Genomic DNA, 17,879 nt, shown 5'->3' with positions numbered 1-17,879 from the left:
CGGGTTCCCATGCGTCCGCGGCTTCAAAAACCGGCGCGGCGCCTTACCAGTGCCCCCGCGCAAGGGCCGCCACGACATGCAAATGTCGGTTCCACTCCGTGCGCTGGGGGCGTCCCCCCTCCGGGGGGAAGGCGCGAAGCGACTCAGGGGGTCAGTAGGAATACACGCCCTGGCCTGTCTTGCGGCCCAGGCGGCCTGCCGCCACCATTTCCTTGAGCAGCGGGCACGGACGGTATTTGCTGTCGCCAAACTCGGTCAGGTACACGTCCATCACGGCCAGGCACACATCCAGGCCGATCATGTCTGCCAGCGCCAGCGGGCCGATGGGCTGGTTGCAGCCCAGCTTCATGCCCGCATCGATGTCCTCGGGCGTGGCCAGGCCCTCGGCCAGCACAAAGAACGCTTCGTTGATCATGGGGACCAGGATGCGATTGACCACAAAGCCGGGCGCGTTCTTCACGGTGATGGGGCTCTTGCCCAGGGCTTCGGCCAGGGCCTTCACGGCGTCGTGCGTGGCATCGCTGGTCTGCAGGCCGCGAATGATCTCCACCAGCGCCATCATCGGCACGGGGTTGAAGAAGTGCATGCCGATAAAGCGGTCGGCACGGCTGGTGGCGGCGGCCAGCTTGGTGATGGAGATGGACGAGGTGTTCGAAGCGATCAGTACCTCGGGGGCCACGATGGCATCCACCTGCTTCAGGATCTTGAGCTTGAGTTCGTAGTTTTCGGTGGCCGCCTCGATCACGAGCTGCGCGGCTTTCAGGTCGTCGTAGCTGGTGGAGACCTTGATGCGCGCCAAGGCAGCGTCCTTGTCGGCGGCGCTGATTTTTTCCTTCTTGATCAGGCGGTCCAGGCTGCCCGCCACGGTGGCCAGGCCTTTTTGCACTGCAGCATCGGAGATATCGACCATCACCACGTGAATGCCCGACACCGCACAAGCCTGCGCAATGCCGTTGCCCATGGTGCCTGCGCCGATGATGCCTACGGTCTGAATCGTCATATAGAGAGCCCTCTTCAAAGTGAAACGGATGGGCAGAATGGTAAGGCGAATCGCACGACCGTTCGGTTATCGTGGCTTGGCGCGGCCCACAAAACTCTTCGGGCGCCGTCGCCGCGACCTGTCGTACTACCCGTACTGCCTGCGGCGCGGCGCCGAGCCATCACCGCTTGGCTTGGTTTTGTGAGCCGTTCTTCGCCCTACATACCCAACCCGCCACACAGCATGGCGGAGGAGACAAGACAACATGTTCGACTACATCGTCATTGGCGGCGGCTCTGCAGGCTCCGTACTCGCTGGCCGCCTGACCGAAGACCCCGCCGTGCGCGTCTGCCTGCTGGAGGCCGGTCCTGCCGACAAGAGCGTGCTCATCCACTGCCCGGCCGGGCTGGCGGTGATGGCCAAGTTCGAGCTGAACGGCTGGGGCTTCAACACCACGCCGCAGGCCGCGCTGAATAACCGGCGCGGCTACCAGCCACGCGGCAAGGTGCTGGGGGGCTCCAGCTCGATCAATGCCATGGTGTACGTCCGGGGCCAGCATGCCGACTACGACCACTGGGCTGCCCAAGGCAACCCGGGCTGGGGCTGGGAGGATGTCAAACCCTATTTCTTGCGTGCCGAAAACAACGAGCGCGGCGCCGATGCGTGGCACGGCCAGGGCGGCCCGTTCAACGTGGCGGACCTGCGAGCACCCAACCGGTTCAGCCGGTATTTCACCGACGCTGGTGTGCAGGCCGGGCACCCGCACAACAACGACTTCAATGGTGCCACGCAGGAGGGCGTGGGCCTGTACCAGGTCACGCACAAGAACGGCGAGCGGCACAGCGCGGCCAAGGGTTACCTCACGCCGCACCTCGCGCGGCCCAACCTGCAGGTCATTACCGGGGCGCATGCTACGCGCATCCTGTTCGAGGGCACGCGCGCCGTGGGCGTGGAATACCGCCAGGGCGGCGCGCTGCACCAGGTAAAGGCCAGCCGCGAGGTGCTGCTGAGCGCCGGCGCGCTGCTCTCGCCGCAGCTGTTGATGTTGTCGGGCGTGGGGCCGGGCGCGCAGCTGCAGCAGCATGGCATCCCGGTGCTGCACGAGCTGCCGGGCGTGGGTGCGCATCTGCACGACCACCCGGATGTGGTGCAGGTGTTGGATGCGCCAGAAATGAAGGACCTGTTCGGCCTGTCGCTCTCGGGCATGGCGCAGACGGTGCGCGGCATCTTGGAATGGCGCAAACACCGCACTGGCATGCTGACCACCAATTTTGCCGAAGCGGGCGGCTTTATCAAGAGCGACCCCTCAGAGCCTGCGCCCGACCTGCAGTTGCACTTTGTGATCGGCAAGCTGGTGGACCATGGGCGCAAGACCGTCTTCGGCCATGGCTACTCGGCCCATGTGTGCCTGCTGCAGCCCAAGAGCCGGGGCTCGGTCACGCTGGCCAGCCGCGACCCGATGGCCCTGCCGCTGGTAGACCCGAACTTCCTCGCCGACCCCGACGACATGGTGCGCATGGTGCGCGGCTTCCGGCGCACGCGCGAGATCCTGATGCAACCGGCGCTGGCCAAGTTCGGCGCCAAGGAGCTGGCGGCATCGGCCCATGCCCGCAGCGATGCCGAGATTGAGCAGTTCATCCGCCAGTACGCCGACACCATCTACCACCCTGTGGGCAGTTGCCGCATGGGCCCGGGGCCTCTGGATGTGGTGGATGCCCAGTTGCGTGTGCACGGCCTGTTGGGCCTGCGCGTGGTGGACGCATCGATCATGCCGCGCATCGTGAGCGGCAACACCAACGCGCCCACGGTGATGATTGCGGAAAAAGCGGTCGACCTGCTGCGCGCCGCCGTGTGAACGATTTCACGTTTGGCGCACAGAACGCGATTTTTAAGGTTTGTAGAAGGTCTGTTTAAGGAGTTTTTAACAGGCAAAACGGCGGCACGTTTCTAGACTTCCTGGCATGGAAGCGGGTGCATGGTGCACCCGGCCCGGCGCAACGAAAGAGGCGCTGAAAGAGCCCATTGGGGCTATGAAAGAACGTGATGAAGATTGATGCCCGCGAAATTGCCGAACTGACCCAAGCCCAACCTGTCGCACCCCGCATGGACATGTACTCCGGCATCCATAAGGCGCTGCGCGCCTTCATGGTCGACACGCTGCTGGGCCTGGGCCGCATGGATGTAGATGATGACCTGGAGTTTGCCCAGACCTGCGACCGCGCAATGCAATTGCTGGGCCTGTGCCGCTCGCACCTGCACCACGAGAACCAGTTTGTGCACGCCGCCATGGAGGTGCGCCAGCCCGGATCCAGCCAGAGCATTGCCGGTGAACATGTGGAGCACGAACAGGCCATCACGGCCCTGGCCGACGGTGTGAACCACCTGATGGCCTGTGCCAAGCCTGCACGCCCTGCCGCCACCCTGGCCCTGTACCGCCAGTTGGCCCTGTTTGTGGCGCACAACTTTGAGCACATGCACGAGGAAGAAACGCGGCACAACGACGTGCTGTGGCAGTGCTACACCGACGCGGAGCTGGCGGGTGTCCATGACGCGCTGGTGGCGTCGATTCCTCCGCACGAAATGATGGCGATCGCGCGGTGGATGGTGCCTTTCATGTCGCCTGCCGAGCGCACAGCCCTGTTGCTGGACATGCAGCAACACGCTCCTGCGCCGGTGCTGGCAGCCGTCCTGGCGCACGTGCAGCCCCATCTCACGCAGCCTGAGTGGGCCAAGCTCATGCGCAGCCTGGGCCTGCCGGTGGTGCCAGGTCTGGCCCACTGATCCCACGGGATCATCGGCGCGTGGCAATCAAGCGTCTTCGAGTACCACGGGGCGCTGCACACACAGCCGAAAACGCCCGCGCCCCGTCTTTTCGATGTGGATGTGCGGGCTGTTCTCTTGCAGGCGGCGCTGGAGCAACAGCAGCCGGGCCTCCAGGTTGTCGGCCACGTCGGGCAGCCGCAGGGCGGGGTCCAGACGCATCTCGCGGTTGGTGAAGTCCACGCGGCCCGTTTGCAAGTGGTCGCGCAACAGCTTCCAGAAGATGGCGCCCGCCACGCCCTTGATCAGATAGTCGTCGTTGATGAACACACTGTCGTTGGCTGCAAAGTGGCGTACCCGCAGCGCGCTGCCGCTCACGGGCGGCGCTGGCGTTGGGGTGGGCAGGGGCTCGGGCGCATCCGGCGCGGCCTGCAGCAGGTCGATGGCGGCGGCCAGCTGGCCCGCAATGGCCACCAGCAGGTCTTCATCCTCGAAGCCAAAGCGCATGTCCTCGGGGCTTTCTGCAAACAGCACACCCAGCAGCCGCCCGGCCGACATCAACGGCACCGCCACCTGGCTGTGGGGCTCTCGCAGGCCGGGATAGGGGATGTCCATGCCCCGCAGCGAAGGCGCATTGGGCGCAGCATGGGCATCCATGCTTTCGCGGATGGCGTGGCTGTAGAGCGCCGCGTGGGTCATGTGGCTGATGCGGACGGGCGTGCGCTCGCGCGCAGCCATGCCGATCACCCCTTGGCCCAGCCGAATTTCTGAACCCACGCCCGAGGTGGCATAGCCGCAGCTGGCCACCGTGTACAGCTGCTCGGCGCTGGCGTCCAGCATCAGCACCATGGCGTGGTCAATACCCAGCTTGTCCTGCAGGCCCTGCAGCGCGCCCTGCAGCAACTCGTCCAGCCCTGTGCAGCGCGCAATCCTCTCGCTGCACAGGCGCAGCGTGTGCAGCAGCCCGGAGCGTGGCGCCGGTGCCGGCAGGCCTTCGCCCGCCACCGGTTCGATGCGCTCCACAGCGTAGATGTCGGCCCCTTTGAGTTCAAACACTTCGGCCATGCCCGCATGCGATGCAATGCCCGCCAGCTGCGCGCGCATGCTTTCGAACACCGGGCCGCTGTCTTCGGTGCGCTCGTACAGCAGGTGCAGGCGGTAGAAATGGGCGGTGAGCGGGTCCAGCACCAGCACCGATGCCCGCGGGTTGCGCAGAATATTCTGGCGGGTCTTGTTGAAGAACTGGAACGACAGCGCCACATGCGCCGCATCCACATAGACCACCTGCGAGATGTAGGCCACATTGGGCGTGCCGTCGAGGTCACAGGTGGCCATGACGGCAGGAATCGCGCCCTCCAGGCAGGGGCGGATGGTGTGCAGTGAGGGGGCGTTGCTCATGGCCGGGGTTTCGGTGGCGCGGCCAGCTCTGCGCCAGCGCGCGGGCCTGGGGTCTGATCGAATGCAGTGACAGGGGTGAAGGTCACGGCCACCACATCCTCCAGCGGCGCCACCAGCATCGCGGCCACATAGACAGGCCCATAGCCGACCTGGCCCACCTCGTGCACCATGGATTGCAGGTAGGCCTGCAGCACGGGCAGATCATCGCCATGGGCGGGCCGCTGCCTGGCCTGGCGGGCCTTGAGCTGCAGGGTCCGGTGGGTGGATGGCTCGCTGAAGACCACGGCAATCTCGCCGGTGGTGGCAATGTCCTGCAGCAACTGCCCGGACTGGCTGTGCCGCAGGTACACCGTGACCTCGCTGCCGTCGGCGCTGATGTGGCTGCCCACGGCCCGCATGATGCTTGGGCGCATGGTGGCATCGCGTGAGGCCACGATGGCCGACACGCCCTTGGCCACCATGGCGATGCGGTCCGGGTCCAGCAGGGCCGTCATGCCATGAAGCGCTTGCGCGTCAGTGCCAGCGCCACCCAGAAAGCCACCACCGTGGTCACCACCAGCACCAGGCCGTGGCGCCATGGGTGGGCGGGCCACTGGTCCATGAACAGAGGGCGCACCAGCTCTACTGCGTTGGTCAGCGGCAGCCAGTCGGAGATGGTGCGTACGACGGGCGGCAGCTGCTCGCGCGGAAAGAACACACCCGAGAGAAACATCATGGGGGTGAGCACCAGCGTGAAGTAGTAGGTAAAGAAGTCATACCCCTTGGCCAACGCATTGAAGATGAGCGCAATGCTGGAGAACATCACCCCCACGAACAACAGCACCGGCCAGGCCATCAGCAACTTGGGGCTGTGGCTGATCGAGAGCGCCAGCATCACGCCCAGGATGGCGGTGACGGTGAACGCCGCCTTGAAGGCCGCCCACAGCATTTCGGCCAGCACCACGTCGTCCAGGCTGATCGGCGCGTTCATGATGCCGTCCCAGGTCTTTTGCACATGCATGCGCGAGAAGGCCGAGTACAGCGCCTCGAAGCTCGCCGCGTTCATGGCGCTCATGCAGATCGACCCGCTGGCCAGGAACAGGATGTAAGGCACCTTGGTGTCGCCACCGGCCGCTGCCACGTTCACTTGCCCCACCAGCGCCCCCATGCCGTAGCCAAAGGCCACCAGCCACATCAGCGGCTCGGCAATGTTGCCCACCAGGCTGGGGATGGCCAGCTTGCGCCAGACGAGCAGGTTGCGCATGAACACCGGCCACCAGCGCAAAGACAGGCTGGGCGGGCGCCATACCGAGGGCGGGGGCGGGGCTACGGCAGCCACGGACGATGGGGATACGGATTGCATGGGCCTATTGTGCGATGTGGACGAGCCGGTGCCCAGCCCCCGCCGCACCCGATGTGCGCGCTCTGGGCACGGCCATTGCTTGGGTACCCCCATGCCCTCCCATGTGCTCAACCTGCCCGCCGGTGCCAGTGCGCTCTGGCAGAACCGCCTGGGGCTGCTGCTGGACTCCACGGGCGAGGGGGTGTTTGGCATTGATCTGGCAGGCAACTGCGTGTTCATCAACCGGGCGGGCGCGCAGATGCTGGGCTTTGCCGCCGAGGAGGTGATGGGGCGCAACATGCACGCGCTCACCCACCACAGCCACCCCGACGGCAGCCCCTATGCCGACAGCGACTGCCCCATCTTCAACGCGTTCCGCCAAGGCCTGCCTTGCCGGGTAGACACCGAGGTGTTTTGGCGCCGCGATGGCTCAGCGTTTGCCGTCGAATATTCAAGCCACCCCATTCTCGAAGGCGATCAGGTGCAGGGCGCCGTGATCGCCTTTGTTGACATCACCAGCCGCAAGCGCGGCGCCGATGAGCTGCAGCGCGCGCACGATGAACTGGCCCGCGCCAATGACGAGCTGGAGCGCCGCGTGGCCGCTCGCACGCACGAGCTTTCGCAGGCGCTGGCGCAGCTGCGCGAGCTGTCGGCTTATTCAGAGCAGGTGCGCGAGGACGAGCGCACCCGCATCGCCCGCGAAGTGCATGACGAGCTGGGAAGCCTGCTGGTGGCGCTGAAGATGGATGTCAACTGGCTGCACAAGCGCCTGGGCGAGCAGGGTGAGCGCACGCCCGAGGCCGCGGGCGACATGCGCACCCAGATGCGGTGCAAATGCCAGAACATGAGCCGCCTGATCGAAAACGCGGTGGACAACGTGGGTCGCATCATCACCGACCTGCGCCCCAGCATCCTGGACCACCAGGGCCTGTGGGCCGCGCTCGAATGGCAGGCACAGGAGTTCGTGCAGTCGGCCGAGCTGGAGCTGGCGTGGCAGATGGAGGTGCCTGCCACCCTGCACCTGCCCGAGCCTGCGGCCATCGCGGTGTTCCGCATCTTCCAGGAGATGCTGAGCAACGTGGGCCGCCACGCGCAGGCCAGCGCCATCGACATTGCCATCGACGTGCAGGATGAGATGCTGCAACTGCGCGTGCGCGACAACGGCGTGGGTGCTACCCGCCAGGCCCTGGAGGCGCCCACTGCGTATGGTGTGATGGGAATGCGCGAGCGGGCGCGGCAGCTCGGCGGCCGGTTGAGCATCACCAGCGAGCCGGGGCAGGGCTCGTGCCTGCAATTGCTGATTCCTCTGGAGCTGTCATGAATTCCGTCGTCCGTGTACTGATCGGGGATGACCACCGCATCGTGCGGGAGGGGCTCAAGCAGGTGCTGGGCGACCCGGCCAATGGCGTGCCCGAGATCACTGTGGTCGCCGAGGCCACCCAGGGCAGCGAGGTGCTGGAGCAGGTCGCCGCCCTGCAAGGGCCCACGGGCGCACCGGGGCTGGACCTGGTGCTGCTGGACATCGCCATGCCGGGCATGGACGGCCTCGAAGTGCTGCAGGCGCTGCGCAAGGCCTGGCCTGCATTACCGGTGCTGATGCTCAGCACCTACCCCGAGCGGCAATACGCGGTGCGCTGCATCCAGATGGGCGCGGCGGGCTACCTGCACAAAAGCGCCGATCCCGACGACATGGTGGCCGCCGTTCGCAAGGTGGCCGCTGGCGGGCGCTACCTGACGGAGGCGACCGCGCAAGCCATGGCAGGTGCACTAGAACGCACCGGGGTGGTGCGTACCGCCCAGCAGGGCACGCCCGCCGGAGTGGACGCGCTCTCCTATCGGGAGCATCAGGTGTTCCGCCTGCTCACAGCAGGGCAGAGCGTGAGCGAAATTGGTGCGCAGCTCAAGCTCGCGCCCAACACGGTGAGCACCTACCGCGCCCGCATCCTCGAAAAGACCGGCGCGCGCAACGATGTGGAACTGGCGTTGCTGGCGCGCGAGGCCCCTGCCGAGTGACTTGGAACGGGTTCTTAGGGGTGTTGGCGCCTGATTTGTAGTGCTGGCCCTACACGCTGTAGACACCACACCCACGAATTCGCGACAACCTGCCGGCAGGGCGCCCAACTGGCCCGCGCTTTGCGTAGAGCACGGCACCAACTTCTTCGAGGTGTGCCATGTCCGAATTCTTCTCGCCCTACGATGCCGACCGCCCGTTGATGCTGAAATGCAGCTGTGGCCGCGACCACACGGCGGCCGACCACCACGCCGAGGTGTCGGCCGATGCCGCCGCAGCCACCCTGCGCCAGCGCAGCGAGACCCGCGAGTTCGAGCTCTACAGCAACGAGTTCATCGAAGCCACCCTGGTCAAGGCGCTGTTTCCGCAAGACGCAGTGCGCCGCCGCTTCCTCCAGGCCGTGGGCAAGGGCACGGCCATGGCGGCCATTGCCAGCGTGCTGCCCGTGGCCAGCATGCAGGCCATGGCGCAAGAGAAACAAGGCGCGCTGGAGAAGACCAACCTCAAGATCGGCTTCATCCCGATCACCTGCGCCACGCCGCTGATCATGGCGCACCCGCTGGGCTTCTACAGCAAGCAGGGCCTGAACGTGGAAGTGACCAAGACGGCCGGCTGGGCGCTGATCCGCGACAAGATGATCAACAAGGAGTACGACGCCACGCACTTCTTGAGCCCCATGCCGCTGGCGATTTCGATGGGCCTGGGCTCCAACGCCACGCCCATGAACGTGGCCACGATCCAGAACGTGAACGGCCAGGCCATCACGCTGAGCTTGAAGCACAAGGACAACCGCGACCCGAAGAACTGGAAGGGCTTCAAGTTCGCGATTCCCTTTGAGTACAGCATGCACAACTTCCTGTTGCGCTATTACCTCGCCGAAGCGGGCCTGAACCCCGACACCGATGTGCAGTTGCGCGTGGTGCCCCCGGCCGAGATGGTGGCCAACCTGCGCGCGGGCAACATCGACGGCTTCCTCGGCCCCGACCCGTTCAACCAGCGCGCCGTGTTCGAGGAAGTCGGTTTCATCCACCTGCTCACCAAGGACCTGTGGAACGGCCACCCCTGCTGCGCTTTTGGTACCAGCACCGAGTTCATCCAGAAGAACCCCAACACCTTTGCGGCGCTGTACCGCGCGGTGCTCACCTCGGCCGCCATGGCGCGCGACCCGGCCAACCGCGAGCTCATCGCCAAGGTGATTGCGCCCCAGGCCTACCTGAACCAGCCCGAGGCCGTGATCAACCAAGTGCTCACCGGTAAGTTCGCTGACGGCCTGGGCAAGATCCAGAACGTGCCCGACCGCGCGGACTTCGACCCCATGCCCTGGCAGAGCATGGCTGTGTGGATGCTCACGCAGATGCAGCGCTGGGGTTACATCAAGGGCGATGTGGACTACAAGCAGATCGCGGAAAAGGTGTTCCTCATCACCGACGCCAAGAAGCAGATGAAGGCGCTGGACCAAAAGGTGCCCGAAGGCGCGTACCCCAAGTTCAAGATCATGGGGCGCGAGTTCGATGCCGCCAAGGCGAGCGAGTACGCAAAGAGTTTCCCCATCCGCAAGGCGGCATGACATGACTCCCGCCAAGAACCTCAACCTGCGCGCGGGGCTGCTGTCCGTGCTCATCTTCCTGGCCCTGCTGGGCATCTGGTACATCGCCACTGCTTCCTCGGGTGCGGGCAACAGCACGGCGGGCATGACGGCCGAGCAGATCGAGTACGCCAAGATGATGGGACAGGACCCAGGCGCCAGCGCCAAGGGCAGTGGGTTTCCCTCGCTGGCAGAGATGGGCCGTACCGTGTGGGGCCATGTGTCCAACCCGTTTTATGACAACGGGCCCAACGACAAGGGCATCGCCATACAGCTCGCGCATTCGCTGGGCCGCGTGGCGCTGGGCTTTGGCCTGGCCTGCCTGGTGGCGATACCGCTCGGTTTCGTCATCGGCATGTCGCCGCTGCTGCGCCGTGCGTTTGACCCTTTCATTCAGGTGCTTAAGCCCATCAGCCCGCTGGCGTGGATGCCGCTCGCGCTCTACACCATCAAGGACTCGTCGATCTCCGGCATCTTCGTGATCTTCATCTGCTCGGTGTGGCCGATGCTGGTGAACACGGCGTTTGGCGTGGCATCGGTCAAGCGCGAGTGGCTCAACGTCTCGGCCACGCTGCAGGTCAACCCGCTGCGCAAGGCGTTTCTGGTGATCTTGCCTGCCGCAGCGCCCACCATCCTGACGGGCATGCGCATCAGCATGGGCATTGCGTGGCTGGTGATCGTGGCGGCCGAGATGCTGGTGGGCGGCACGGGCATCGGCTACTTCGTGTGGAACGAGTGGAACAACCTGTCGCTGACCAACGTGATCTTCGCCATTTTGGTGATCGGCGTGGTGGGCATGTTGCTCGACCTGGCTTTTGGCCAACTGCAGAAGGTGGTGACCTATGTGGAGTGATGTCGCCCAGCGCCCGGCTGCTGCAGCCCCTTATGCCACTGACGCCACTGATATCGCGCAACGAAAGGCCTCTGCCGTGACCCAAGGCTTCCTCCAGATCGACCGGCTGAGCAAAGCCTTTGTACCCGCCAAGCCCGTGTTTGCCGACGTGTCGTTCACGCTCGACAAGGGCGAGTTCGTCTGCATCATCGGCCACTCGGGCTGCGGCAAGACCACCATCCTGAATGTGCTGGCGGGGCTCGATACCGCCACCTCGGGCACCGTCATCATGGACGGGCGCGAAGTGGCCGGCCCCAGCCTGGACCGGGGCGTGGTGTTCCAGAGCCACGCCCTCATGCCCTGGCTCACGGTGCGCCAGAACATCGCGTTTGCCGTGAAGTCGCGCTGGCCCGATTGGAAGAAAGCCCAGGTCGATGCGCATGTGGAGAAGTTCGTGGCACTGGTGGGCCTGAGCGCTGCCATCGACAAAAAGCCTTCGCAGCTGTCGGGCGGCATGAAGCAGCGCGTGGGCATTGCGCGCGCTTTCTCCATCCAGCCCAAGATGTTGCTGCTGGACGAGCCCTTCGGCGCACTCGATGCGCTCACGCGCGGCACCATCCAGGACGAGCTGATGACCATCGTGCGCCAGACGCAGCAGACGGTGTTCATGATCACGCACGACGTGGACGAAGCCATTTTGCTGGCCGACCGCATCCTGCTCATGAGCAACGGCAACGAAACGCCCGAGGGCTACCGCCCCGGCGGCATCGCCGAGGTGGTGGTGAACCCATTGCCGCGCGAACGCACGCGCACCAGCCTTCACCACCTGGACGGCTACTACGCGCTGCGCAACCACATCGTGGACTTTCTCGTTACCCGAGCCAAAGCCCACTGATTTCCTGAATAACCCAGCCCTGTCGTGTTGCCCTCGGGGCGGCAGGGAGTGCTGCACCCTGAAGTTCCTGTTCCCTGTTCCAAAACCCATCCAACCGAAGGAGCCATCACCATGAACCGCAACGACGTCACCGAAAAAATCATCGGCACCAAAGTCTCGAAGGGCCTGCAATGGGATGCCATTGCGAAGAAGGTCGGCCAGTCCAAGGAGTGGACCACTGCCCTGTGCCTGGGCCAGATGACCGCCACGCCCGAGCAGGCCAAGATCGTCGGCAAGATCTTTGGCCTCACGGCCGAGGAGCAAAAGTGGCTGCAGGTGGTGCCCTACAAGGGCTCGCTGCCCACGCCCGTGCCCACCGACCCGCTGATCTACCGCTGGTACGAGGTGGTGAGCGTGTACGGCACGACCATCAAGGAATTGATCCACGAAGAGTTTGGCGACGGCATCATGAGTGCCATCGACTTCAGCATGGACATCCAGCGTGAAGCCAACCCGAATGGCGATCGCGTGAACGTGGTCCTGTCGGGCAAGTTCCTGCCGTACAAGCAGTATTGAACCCCCTGAGTCGCTTCGCGCCTTGCCCCTTTCTCTCGAATTGCTGCGCAATTCTGGAAGGTGGACACCACCAGCGCCCGCCAACGAAGCGCCGCCTGTGCGGCTTGGCGGCCCTTGCGCGGCGGTGGCTGGTATAGGCCGTGCTCGTTACACCGGTGTGGGCCTATGCATTGCGCTGAGTGGGGAAACTAAGACGGTCAGAGCACTTTGACGGCGCGGCCGATGAACTGGATAGGCCCCGTGGGCTTGCCAATTGGTGAGCCCGTGGGCGGCTCCAGGGTCAGCTCGAACAGCTGGTTGGGCTGCAGCGGGGGCAGCTTGTCCAGCGCCAGTTGCAGTGGTTGGCCCGGCTTGACCAGGCCCAGGGAGACGGGGCCGCTCCAGCCATCGGCCTTGGTCCAGAACTCCAGCGCCTTGTCGGCAGGCACCTCGGCCACGCCCAGCGGGATCAGGCTGATCTGTTGCGGCGAGCTGGCCTGCACCACCCAGCCGGGGGCTTTGTCCTGCGGCGCTACCAGCACCACCATGTATTGCGGCGGCGCGGCTACGGGGGCAGTGCGCGTGACCAGCACGGCCGCCAGCACGGCGGCCATCGCAAAGCCCGAGCCTGCGAGGCCCCGCCACAAGCCCAGGTGGTCCCACCAGCGCACAGAAGGCGTGCGCTCCGTCTTGGCGCGGGGTTGCGAAGCCACAGGGGTAGTCGCGGCCCGCTGCGGGTTGGCCGCTTGCAGCGATTGGTCGATGCGCGACCACAATGCGGCCGATGGCGCCATCGGCTCTGCCAGCTGGGTCAGCGGCAGCAGCCGGGTTTCCCACTCGGCAATCGATCGCTGCAGCGCCAGGTCGGTGGGCAAGCGCTGCTGCACGGCCTGGCGTTGGGCGGCAGGCAGCGTGCCCAATACGTACTCGCCGGCCAGAACGTTCAGGTCGTCAGGCAGCGGCGAGCTGCTGGGTGTGCCGGTCATGCCATGCACTCCCGCAGCGACACCAGGCTGCGCCGGATCCACGCCTTCACGGTGCCCAGCGGGGCGCCCAGGCGCTCGGCAATTTCGCCGTGCGAGCAGCCATCCACATAGGCATGCAGCACACAGTTGCGCCGCGCCGGGTCCAGTCCCTCCAGGCAATGCTGAAGGCGGCCCAGGCTGGCGTTGAGTTCAAAGGTTTCTTCCACCGCGTGGTAGGCCTGCACAGACATGTCGGCCTCCAGGGCTTGGGTGGTGATTTCGTCCACATCGACGTGGCGGCTTGCGTCACGCACGGTGTTCAGGGCCAGGTTGCGCACCACGCTGTAGATCCAGCCACGTGCGCTGCCCCGGCTGGGGTCAAAGCTGGCGGCACGCGTCCAGATGTTGACGCAGGCGTCGTGCACGATGTCTTCGGCCAATGCGCGCTGGCGCACGATGCGCAGTGCTACGCCCAATAACCGAGCGCCTTCTTGTTCGTACAGGCGGCGCATGGCATTGCGGTCACCCGCTGCGCAGGCCACAAGGGTTGCTTCGTAATCAAAATCGCCAGAGGTGTCAGGCACGGGTTGCAGTGGGCTCGGCTAAAACGTCAGAGCATCGTAGCCGAGAACCTCGTGCTGCCTGTGCGCAATCCCCGGCACTGCAGGGGATTGCCGTGGCGCTTACGCTGCTTTCCAGAAGATGTAGTCGGCCTGGTACTTGACGATCTGGCGTTCGCCCTTGTTGGTGGGTGCACAGGCAGCCGCAGGCGCTGCGCCACCCTTCAACGCGACGCGCTGGATGTAGGTCACGCCAGACATTGCGCCCATGCCCATGGCCGGGTTCGCCTTGACCAGTTGGAAAGGAATGTTGCCGGCGCCGGCAGGCGCTACCGCCAGCTGGGTGGCTGTCAGCTTGGAGCCGTCGGCCGACTCCCAGGTGGCGGGGGGCCGTAGTAGGTGCCCACTTGTTTGCCGCTGCGGTCGTTGAGCACGGCCTTGGGGCCCACAAACACCCATTCGGTCTGGCCGGCCATGTTGGCCTTGTCGCGGCATTCATAGGTGATCTCACCCACGCCCACGGTTTCCATCGCCACCTTGTTGCCCGCAGGGACCTTGATGGCGTCGGGCAGGCCGTCTTGCGAGAACATGGGCATGGAGGCCGATGACGACGACATCATCGAGCCGCAAGCGCTCAGCAGCAGGGCAGCGGCCACAGCGCCGGTCAGGGGGATCAGGCGGGAGATCGTTGGCATGGTCTGTTTCATGGCGTTTCTCTTCTTCGGTTGGGTTGAAAGAACAGCAGCAAATTCCGCTGCTGTAGGTACTACCCACGAAAACGCCATTTGGATGCAGTCTGCGCAAAAAATAATTTCAGGCTTTTTTGACGCGGGCCCTTGCAGGTTCGATCCCGGCCACGCCAGGTCAATGCAGGGTGAGCGGCCTGGTGGTGGTTTTCACCCGCACCACCGCAGCCCTTTGCTCGTAGGGGCTGGCTGCCAAGCCCAGCACGGCTGCGGCCACGGTGCGCGCCTGCCGGGCAATCGGTTCGATGAACCGGCTGCATTGCCCGTCAATGCTGATGCAGTCGCCCAGCGCATGGATGCCGGGCACGCTGGTTTGCAGCGTGGCGGCGTCCACTGCGATGCCGTTGGCCCAGGCCAGCCCGGCACTCTGCGCCAGGCGTTGGGGGGGCTGCAGGCCCGCCGCCACCACCACTTCGTCGGCCGCAAAACGCCGCCCGCTGGTGGTGGTGACGCGGTAGCGCGCGCCCACGCGCTCCAGCGCTTGCACTTGCAGGCCGCCTTCAAAGCGGATGGACAGGTCCTTCCAGGCGTCGAGCAACTGCGGCCCCGCCTGCTGATCGCTCCAGCGCGCTAGCGGCTCGGCGGCCGTGTCCAGCAGCGTGATGCGGTGGCCGCCCAGCGCCAGGTCGTTGGCCAGCTCGCTGCCGATCAGGCCCGCGCCGATGATGAGCACATCCTTGGGCTGGTCGCCCAGGTGCTGGCGCAGTCGCTGGTAGGCGTCCAGATGGTTGATGCGCCAGCACAGGCTGGCGGGCAAGCCTGGCGGCAAGGTGGCCTGCGCACCATGGGCCAGCACGAGGTGGCCGTAGCGCAGCACGCCCCGCGTGGTGCGCAGTTGGCGCGTGTCGGCGCAGATGCGTACCGCGTGCGTATCGGCCAGCAGGGTGACGCCCAGGCGCTGCGCCGCATCGCCGCCGGTTTCGGACGCCAGCGCCTGTGGGTCCAGCTGGCGCGCCATTGCCACGGACAGCAAAGGCTTGTCGTACCGGTCGCCCGCGCAGGCCGTCACCAGGGTGATGGGCAGCGTGGCGTTGTGTTGGCGCAGGGTTTCGGCCAGTTGCCAGCCTGCACGGCCCGCGCCGACGATGACCGCGCCGGGCTCGCCACGCACGCGGATGGCGGCGGCTGGCGCTGCGCTGGCCTGCGCCCGCAGCGCCTCCAGCGTGGGGGCTTCGTACGGAGAAAAATCGGCCTTGGTCACCCCGCACAGCGGGCAGGCCCAGTCGTCGGGAATATCCGCCAGTCGCGTGCCGGGCGGCAGGCCGCCATCGGGGTCGCCATCGGCCTCGTGGTAGATGTATCCGCAGGCGTTGCAGATGTAGCTTTGCCAGGGCGCTTGGGCGGACCCGTTGGCCCCGTCAGCAAACGCATCGCACAGCGCCTGCGATGCTGCGCTCAACGCGAACTCGGAGGCTGCAGACGGTGTGGTGGCGGTGGGCAGGGCGGGCGTCATGCAGGCATCTCCTCGGTGCTGAGCCGGGCGATCTCTTTGCGCAGGTGTTTGATGGCGGGCGTGACGATGGCCACAAAGTGCGACTCGCGCACGCGCCGCTGCACGTCCGAGCTCATCAGGTAGCCGCGCGCGCCCTGGTGCATCAGGGCCGACTGGGCCGCACGCAGGCACAGCTCCGCACCATGGGCGCGGGCGTCCAGTACGTCGATGAAGAAGTCGGTGCGGGTGTCAAAAGGGGTCTGGGCCAGCTGCATGACGCGCGCAGTCAGCGCATCGAGCTCGGCCTGCAGCGCATCGGGCCGGTCTTCCAGGAACTGGTTGACGTGGCCCAGCTGGGCCTCCACCGCCCACATCGAGTCGATGGCGCCCTGCGTGATGCCCACGGCCATGCCACATTGCAGCATCACAAATGCCGCGCGGATGCGCGCGATGAAAGGGCGTGTGGGGTCGGCCATGGTGTCGGCTGCGCCGATGAAATGGTCCTTGAGCCGCAGCGCATAGGTGCCCGTGCCCTCCATGGCCGAGAAGCTGGGGCATTCGCGCATCTCCACGCCCGGGGCATCGCAGCGCAGCAGGAACATCACCTCGCGCTGGCTGACCGCACCGTCGGCCTCCACCACCGCCGCAATCGCGCCGCAGTAGTGGCCAGGCCCCAGGTTGCTCACCCAGGGCAGGGTGCCGTTGATGAGGTAGCCGCCTTCTACCGGCGTGGCCTTGAGCAGCAGGCTTTCGATCTGCGCGTAGCTCTTCATGGGGTTGGACAGCGCCGTGCCGCCCATGCCCGCACCGCTGGCGTGGCGCTGCAGCACATCGCCCACCAGCGCGGGGTTGCCCGACTGCTGCAGGTACAGCCCGCACACCGCCTGGCACCACATCATGAAGCCGGTGGCGCCGCACACGCGCGAGGCCTCGGCCATGGCGCGGATGGCCAGGCCGTAGTCGGCCGGGCCGGCGGTGCTGTCCAGGTGCGCGCTCATTGCGCCCACAGCGGCCAGCTGCTGCAGCTCGGCGCAGGGGTAGTAGCCGGTGCGGTCAATCGCTTCCACTTGCGCGGCCAGCGGGCCCTGGGCCATCTGGCGCACGGCGGCCAGCAGCGCATCGCCCCGCAGGGCGCCGTCCAGGTGGAGTTGGGGGGGAGGTCGGCGGGGTTCATGGGGCTCCTTGTGGGCGCGGGGTGGGCTCGGTTGCGGGGCTATTTAGTCCGCGAGGCTGATCTCGAACGGAATGGGGTTGCGCATGCTGTTGGCCACGGGCGAGTAGAAGTTGGCGTGCTGCACGATCTCGTCCAGCACCTCGCGCGGCGCATCGCCCTCTACCAGCACCTTCACGCGGATCGCTTGGAAGCCCATCTCCGGCGGCGTCTTCTGCAATGCGCCACCCGCACCCCAGGCGGCGGGGTTGCCGATGTCGCCTTCCATGAACACCTCGATCTTGCTGAGCTTGACCTGCTTCCAGGTGGCCACGGCCGTGATGCCCACGGCCAGGCAGCCGCCCAGGCCCGACAGCACGATCTCACCGGGCGCAGGCGCCGTGTCCTGACCGAACAGGTGCAGGGGCTCGTCCACCACCACCGGCGCATGGTTGCCCACAGTGCTCAGCGAGCGGTACTGCCCCTCCATCACCGTGTGGACCTTGTTCGTGCCCCGGCTGGCGGGGTTGTTGCGACCCTTGTCGGCAAAGGCCATCAGCCCGTCGCGGTCGATGGGGCGCAGGTGCGTGTGCACGGTGGTGACGGGGGCAGAGGGTTCCAGCAGATCGGTGGACATGGTGTTCCTTGGAGAAAGAGAAGGGAATGCAAAAAAAGAAGGACAGGGCTCGCAGCGGGCCACGCCCGCTGCAA

At 65.8% G+C, this 17,879-nt stretch carries 17 protein-coding genes and 1 pseudogene; 8 read left to right on the top strand and 10 right to left on the bottom strand.

The features are described from left to right. Nucleotides 1–151 precede the first annotated feature (151 nt). Nucleotides 152–1,000, bottom strand: coding sequence for a 3-hydroxybutyryl-CoA dehydrogenase (locus CLU85_RS20615; RefSeq protein ID WP_100411917.1), 849 nt, complete (start codon nt 998–1,000; stop codon nt 152–154). A gap of 244 nt (nt 1,001–1,244) precedes the next feature. Between CLU85_RS20615 and CLU85_RS20610 the strand changes: the two genes are divergently transcribed. Further along, on the top strand, nt 1,245–2,834 hold the full coding sequence (locus tag CLU85_RS20610) for a GMC family oxidoreductase (RefSeq protein WP_100411916.1): 1,590 nt from the start codon (nt 1,245–1,247) through the stop codon (nt 2,832–2,834). Nucleotides 2,835–3,022: 188 nt separating this feature from the next. Continuing rightward, complete coding sequence (locus CLU85_RS20605; protein ID WP_100411915.1) at nt 3,023–3,760, top strand: hypothetical protein; 738 nt, start codon at nt 3,023–3,025, stop codon at nt 3,758–3,760. A gap of 27 nt (nt 3,761–3,787) precedes the next feature. Here the strand turns inward: CLU85_RS20605 and CLU85_RS20600 are convergent, their stop codons facing one another. Genes CLU85_RS20600 through CLU85_RS20590 form a run of 3 tightly spaced genes read right to left on the bottom strand, consistent with a single transcriptional unit; the run spans nt 3,788 to nt 6,479 of the window. After that, a complete protein-coding gene (locus CLU85_RS20600; RefSeq protein WP_100411914.1) occupies nt 3,788–5,137 on the bottom strand; it encodes a GAF domain-containing protein in 1,350 nt (449 codons plus the stop codon). Further along, nucleotides 5,134–5,631, bottom strand: coding sequence for a hypothetical protein (locus CLU85_RS20595; protein ID WP_100411913.1), 498 nt, complete (start codon nt 5,629–5,631; stop codon nt 5,134–5,136). Before CLU85_RS20595 ends, CLU85_RS20600 begins: the two co-directional genes overlap by 4 nt. After that, a complete protein-coding gene (locus tag CLU85_RS20590; RefSeq protein ID WP_100411912.1) occupies nt 5,628–6,479 on the bottom strand; it encodes an ABC transporter permease in 852 nt (283 codons plus the stop codon). The genes CLU85_RS20595 and CLU85_RS20590 overlap by 4 nt, the downstream gene beginning before the upstream one ends. Before the next feature lie 91 nt (nt 6,480–6,570). On the opposite strand from CLU85_RS20590, the gene CLU85_RS20585 reads away from it, so the two are divergent. The 6 genes from CLU85_RS20585 (at nt 6,571) to cynS (ending at nt 12,336) form a co-directional block, all read left to right on the top strand. Next, nucleotides 6,571–7,779, top strand: coding sequence for a PAS domain S-box protein (locus CLU85_RS20585; RefSeq protein ID WP_100411911.1), 1,209 nt, complete (start codon nt 6,571–6,573; stop codon nt 7,777–7,779). Then, nucleotides 7,776–8,471: a response regulator transcription factor gene (locus CLU85_RS20580; protein WP_100411910.1), complete on the top strand. Its 696-nt coding sequence runs from the start codon at nt 7,776–7,778 to the stop codon at nt 8,469–8,471. Before CLU85_RS20585 ends, CLU85_RS20580 begins: the two co-directional genes overlap by 4 nt. Before the next feature lie 158 nt (nt 8,472–8,629). Beyond that, the gene (locus CLU85_RS20575) at nt 8,630–10,036 is read left to right on the top strand and encodes a CmpA/NrtA family ABC transporter substrate-binding protein (protein ID WP_100411909.1); all 1,407 of its coding nucleotides are present in this window, start codon (nt 8,630–8,632) and stop codon (nt 10,034–10,036) included. 1 nt (nt 10,037) lies between these two features. After that, nucleotides 10,038–10,907, top strand: a complete 870-nt coding sequence (ntrB, locus tag CLU85_RS20570) for a nitrate ABC transporter permease (RefSeq protein WP_100411908.1) — start codon at nt 10,038–10,040, stop codon at nt 10,905–10,907. Further along, nucleotides 10,897–11,781, top strand: coding sequence for an ABC transporter ATP-binding protein (locus CLU85_RS20565; RefSeq protein WP_100411907.1), 885 nt, complete (start codon nt 10,897–10,899; stop codon nt 11,779–11,781). Before ntrB ends, CLU85_RS20565 begins: the two co-directional genes overlap by 11 nt. Nucleotides 11,782–11,892: 111 nt before the next feature. Continuing rightward, nucleotides 11,893–12,336, top strand: a complete 444-nt coding sequence (gene cynS, locus CLU85_RS20560) for a cyanase (RefSeq protein ID WP_100411906.1) — start codon at nt 11,893–11,895, stop codon at nt 12,334–12,336. Nucleotides 12,337–12,533: 197 nt separating this feature from the next. On the opposite strand, the gene CLU85_RS20555 is transcribed toward cynS, so the two are convergent. The 6 genes and pseudogenes from CLU85_RS20555 to CLU85_RS20530 form a co-directional block, all read right to left on the bottom strand. Then, on the bottom strand, nt 12,534–13,301 hold the full coding sequence (locus CLU85_RS20555; RefSeq protein WP_100411905.1) for an anti-sigma factor domain-containing protein: 768 nt from the start codon (nt 13,299–13,301) through the stop codon (nt 12,534–12,536). Continuing rightward, nucleotides 13,298–13,864 carry a sigma-70 family RNA polymerase sigma factor gene (locus tag CLU85_RS20550; RefSeq protein WP_100411904.1) on the bottom strand — a complete coding sequence of 189 codons (567 nt, stop codon included), beginning with the start codon at nt 13,862–13,864 and terminating at the stop codon, nt 13,298–13,300. The genes CLU85_RS20555 and CLU85_RS20550 overlap by 4 nt, the downstream gene beginning before the upstream one ends. 99 nt (nt 13,865–13,963) lie before the next feature. Continuing rightward, nucleotides 13,964–14,547 (bottom strand): annotated as a pseudogene (locus CLU85_RS20545) (DUF3455 domain-containing protein). A 157-nt stretch (nt 14,548–14,704) separates the two neighbouring features. Next, complete coding sequence (locus tag CLU85_RS20540) at nt 14,705–16,039, bottom strand: FAD-dependent oxidoreductase (protein WP_100411903.1); 1,335 nt, start codon at nt 16,037–16,039, stop codon at nt 14,705–14,707. Continuing rightward, nucleotides 16,036–17,112 (bottom strand): acyl-CoA dehydrogenase family protein, encoded by a 1,077-nt coding sequence (locus tag CLU85_RS20535; RefSeq protein ID WP_369858324.1) that lies wholly within the window; start codon nt 17,110–17,112, stop codon nt 16,036–16,038. Before CLU85_RS20535 ends, CLU85_RS20540 begins: the two co-directional genes overlap by 4 nt. Before the next feature lie 123 nt (nt 17,113–17,235). Further along, nucleotides 17,236–17,805: an OsmC family protein gene (locus CLU85_RS20530; RefSeq protein ID WP_100411901.1), complete on the bottom strand. Its 570-nt coding sequence runs from the start codon at nt 17,803–17,805 to the stop codon at nt 17,236–17,238. Between the last annotated feature and the right edge of the window lie 74 nt (nt 17,806–17,879).

Source organism: Acidovorax sp. 69 (genome assembly GCF_002797445.1).
Lineage (GTDB): Bacteria > Pseudomonadota > Gammaproteobacteria > Burkholderiales > Burkholderiaceae_C > Acidovorax.
Note: the sequence above shows the minus strand (reverse complement) of the source record. Positions and strands in the feature narration are given on the sequence as shown.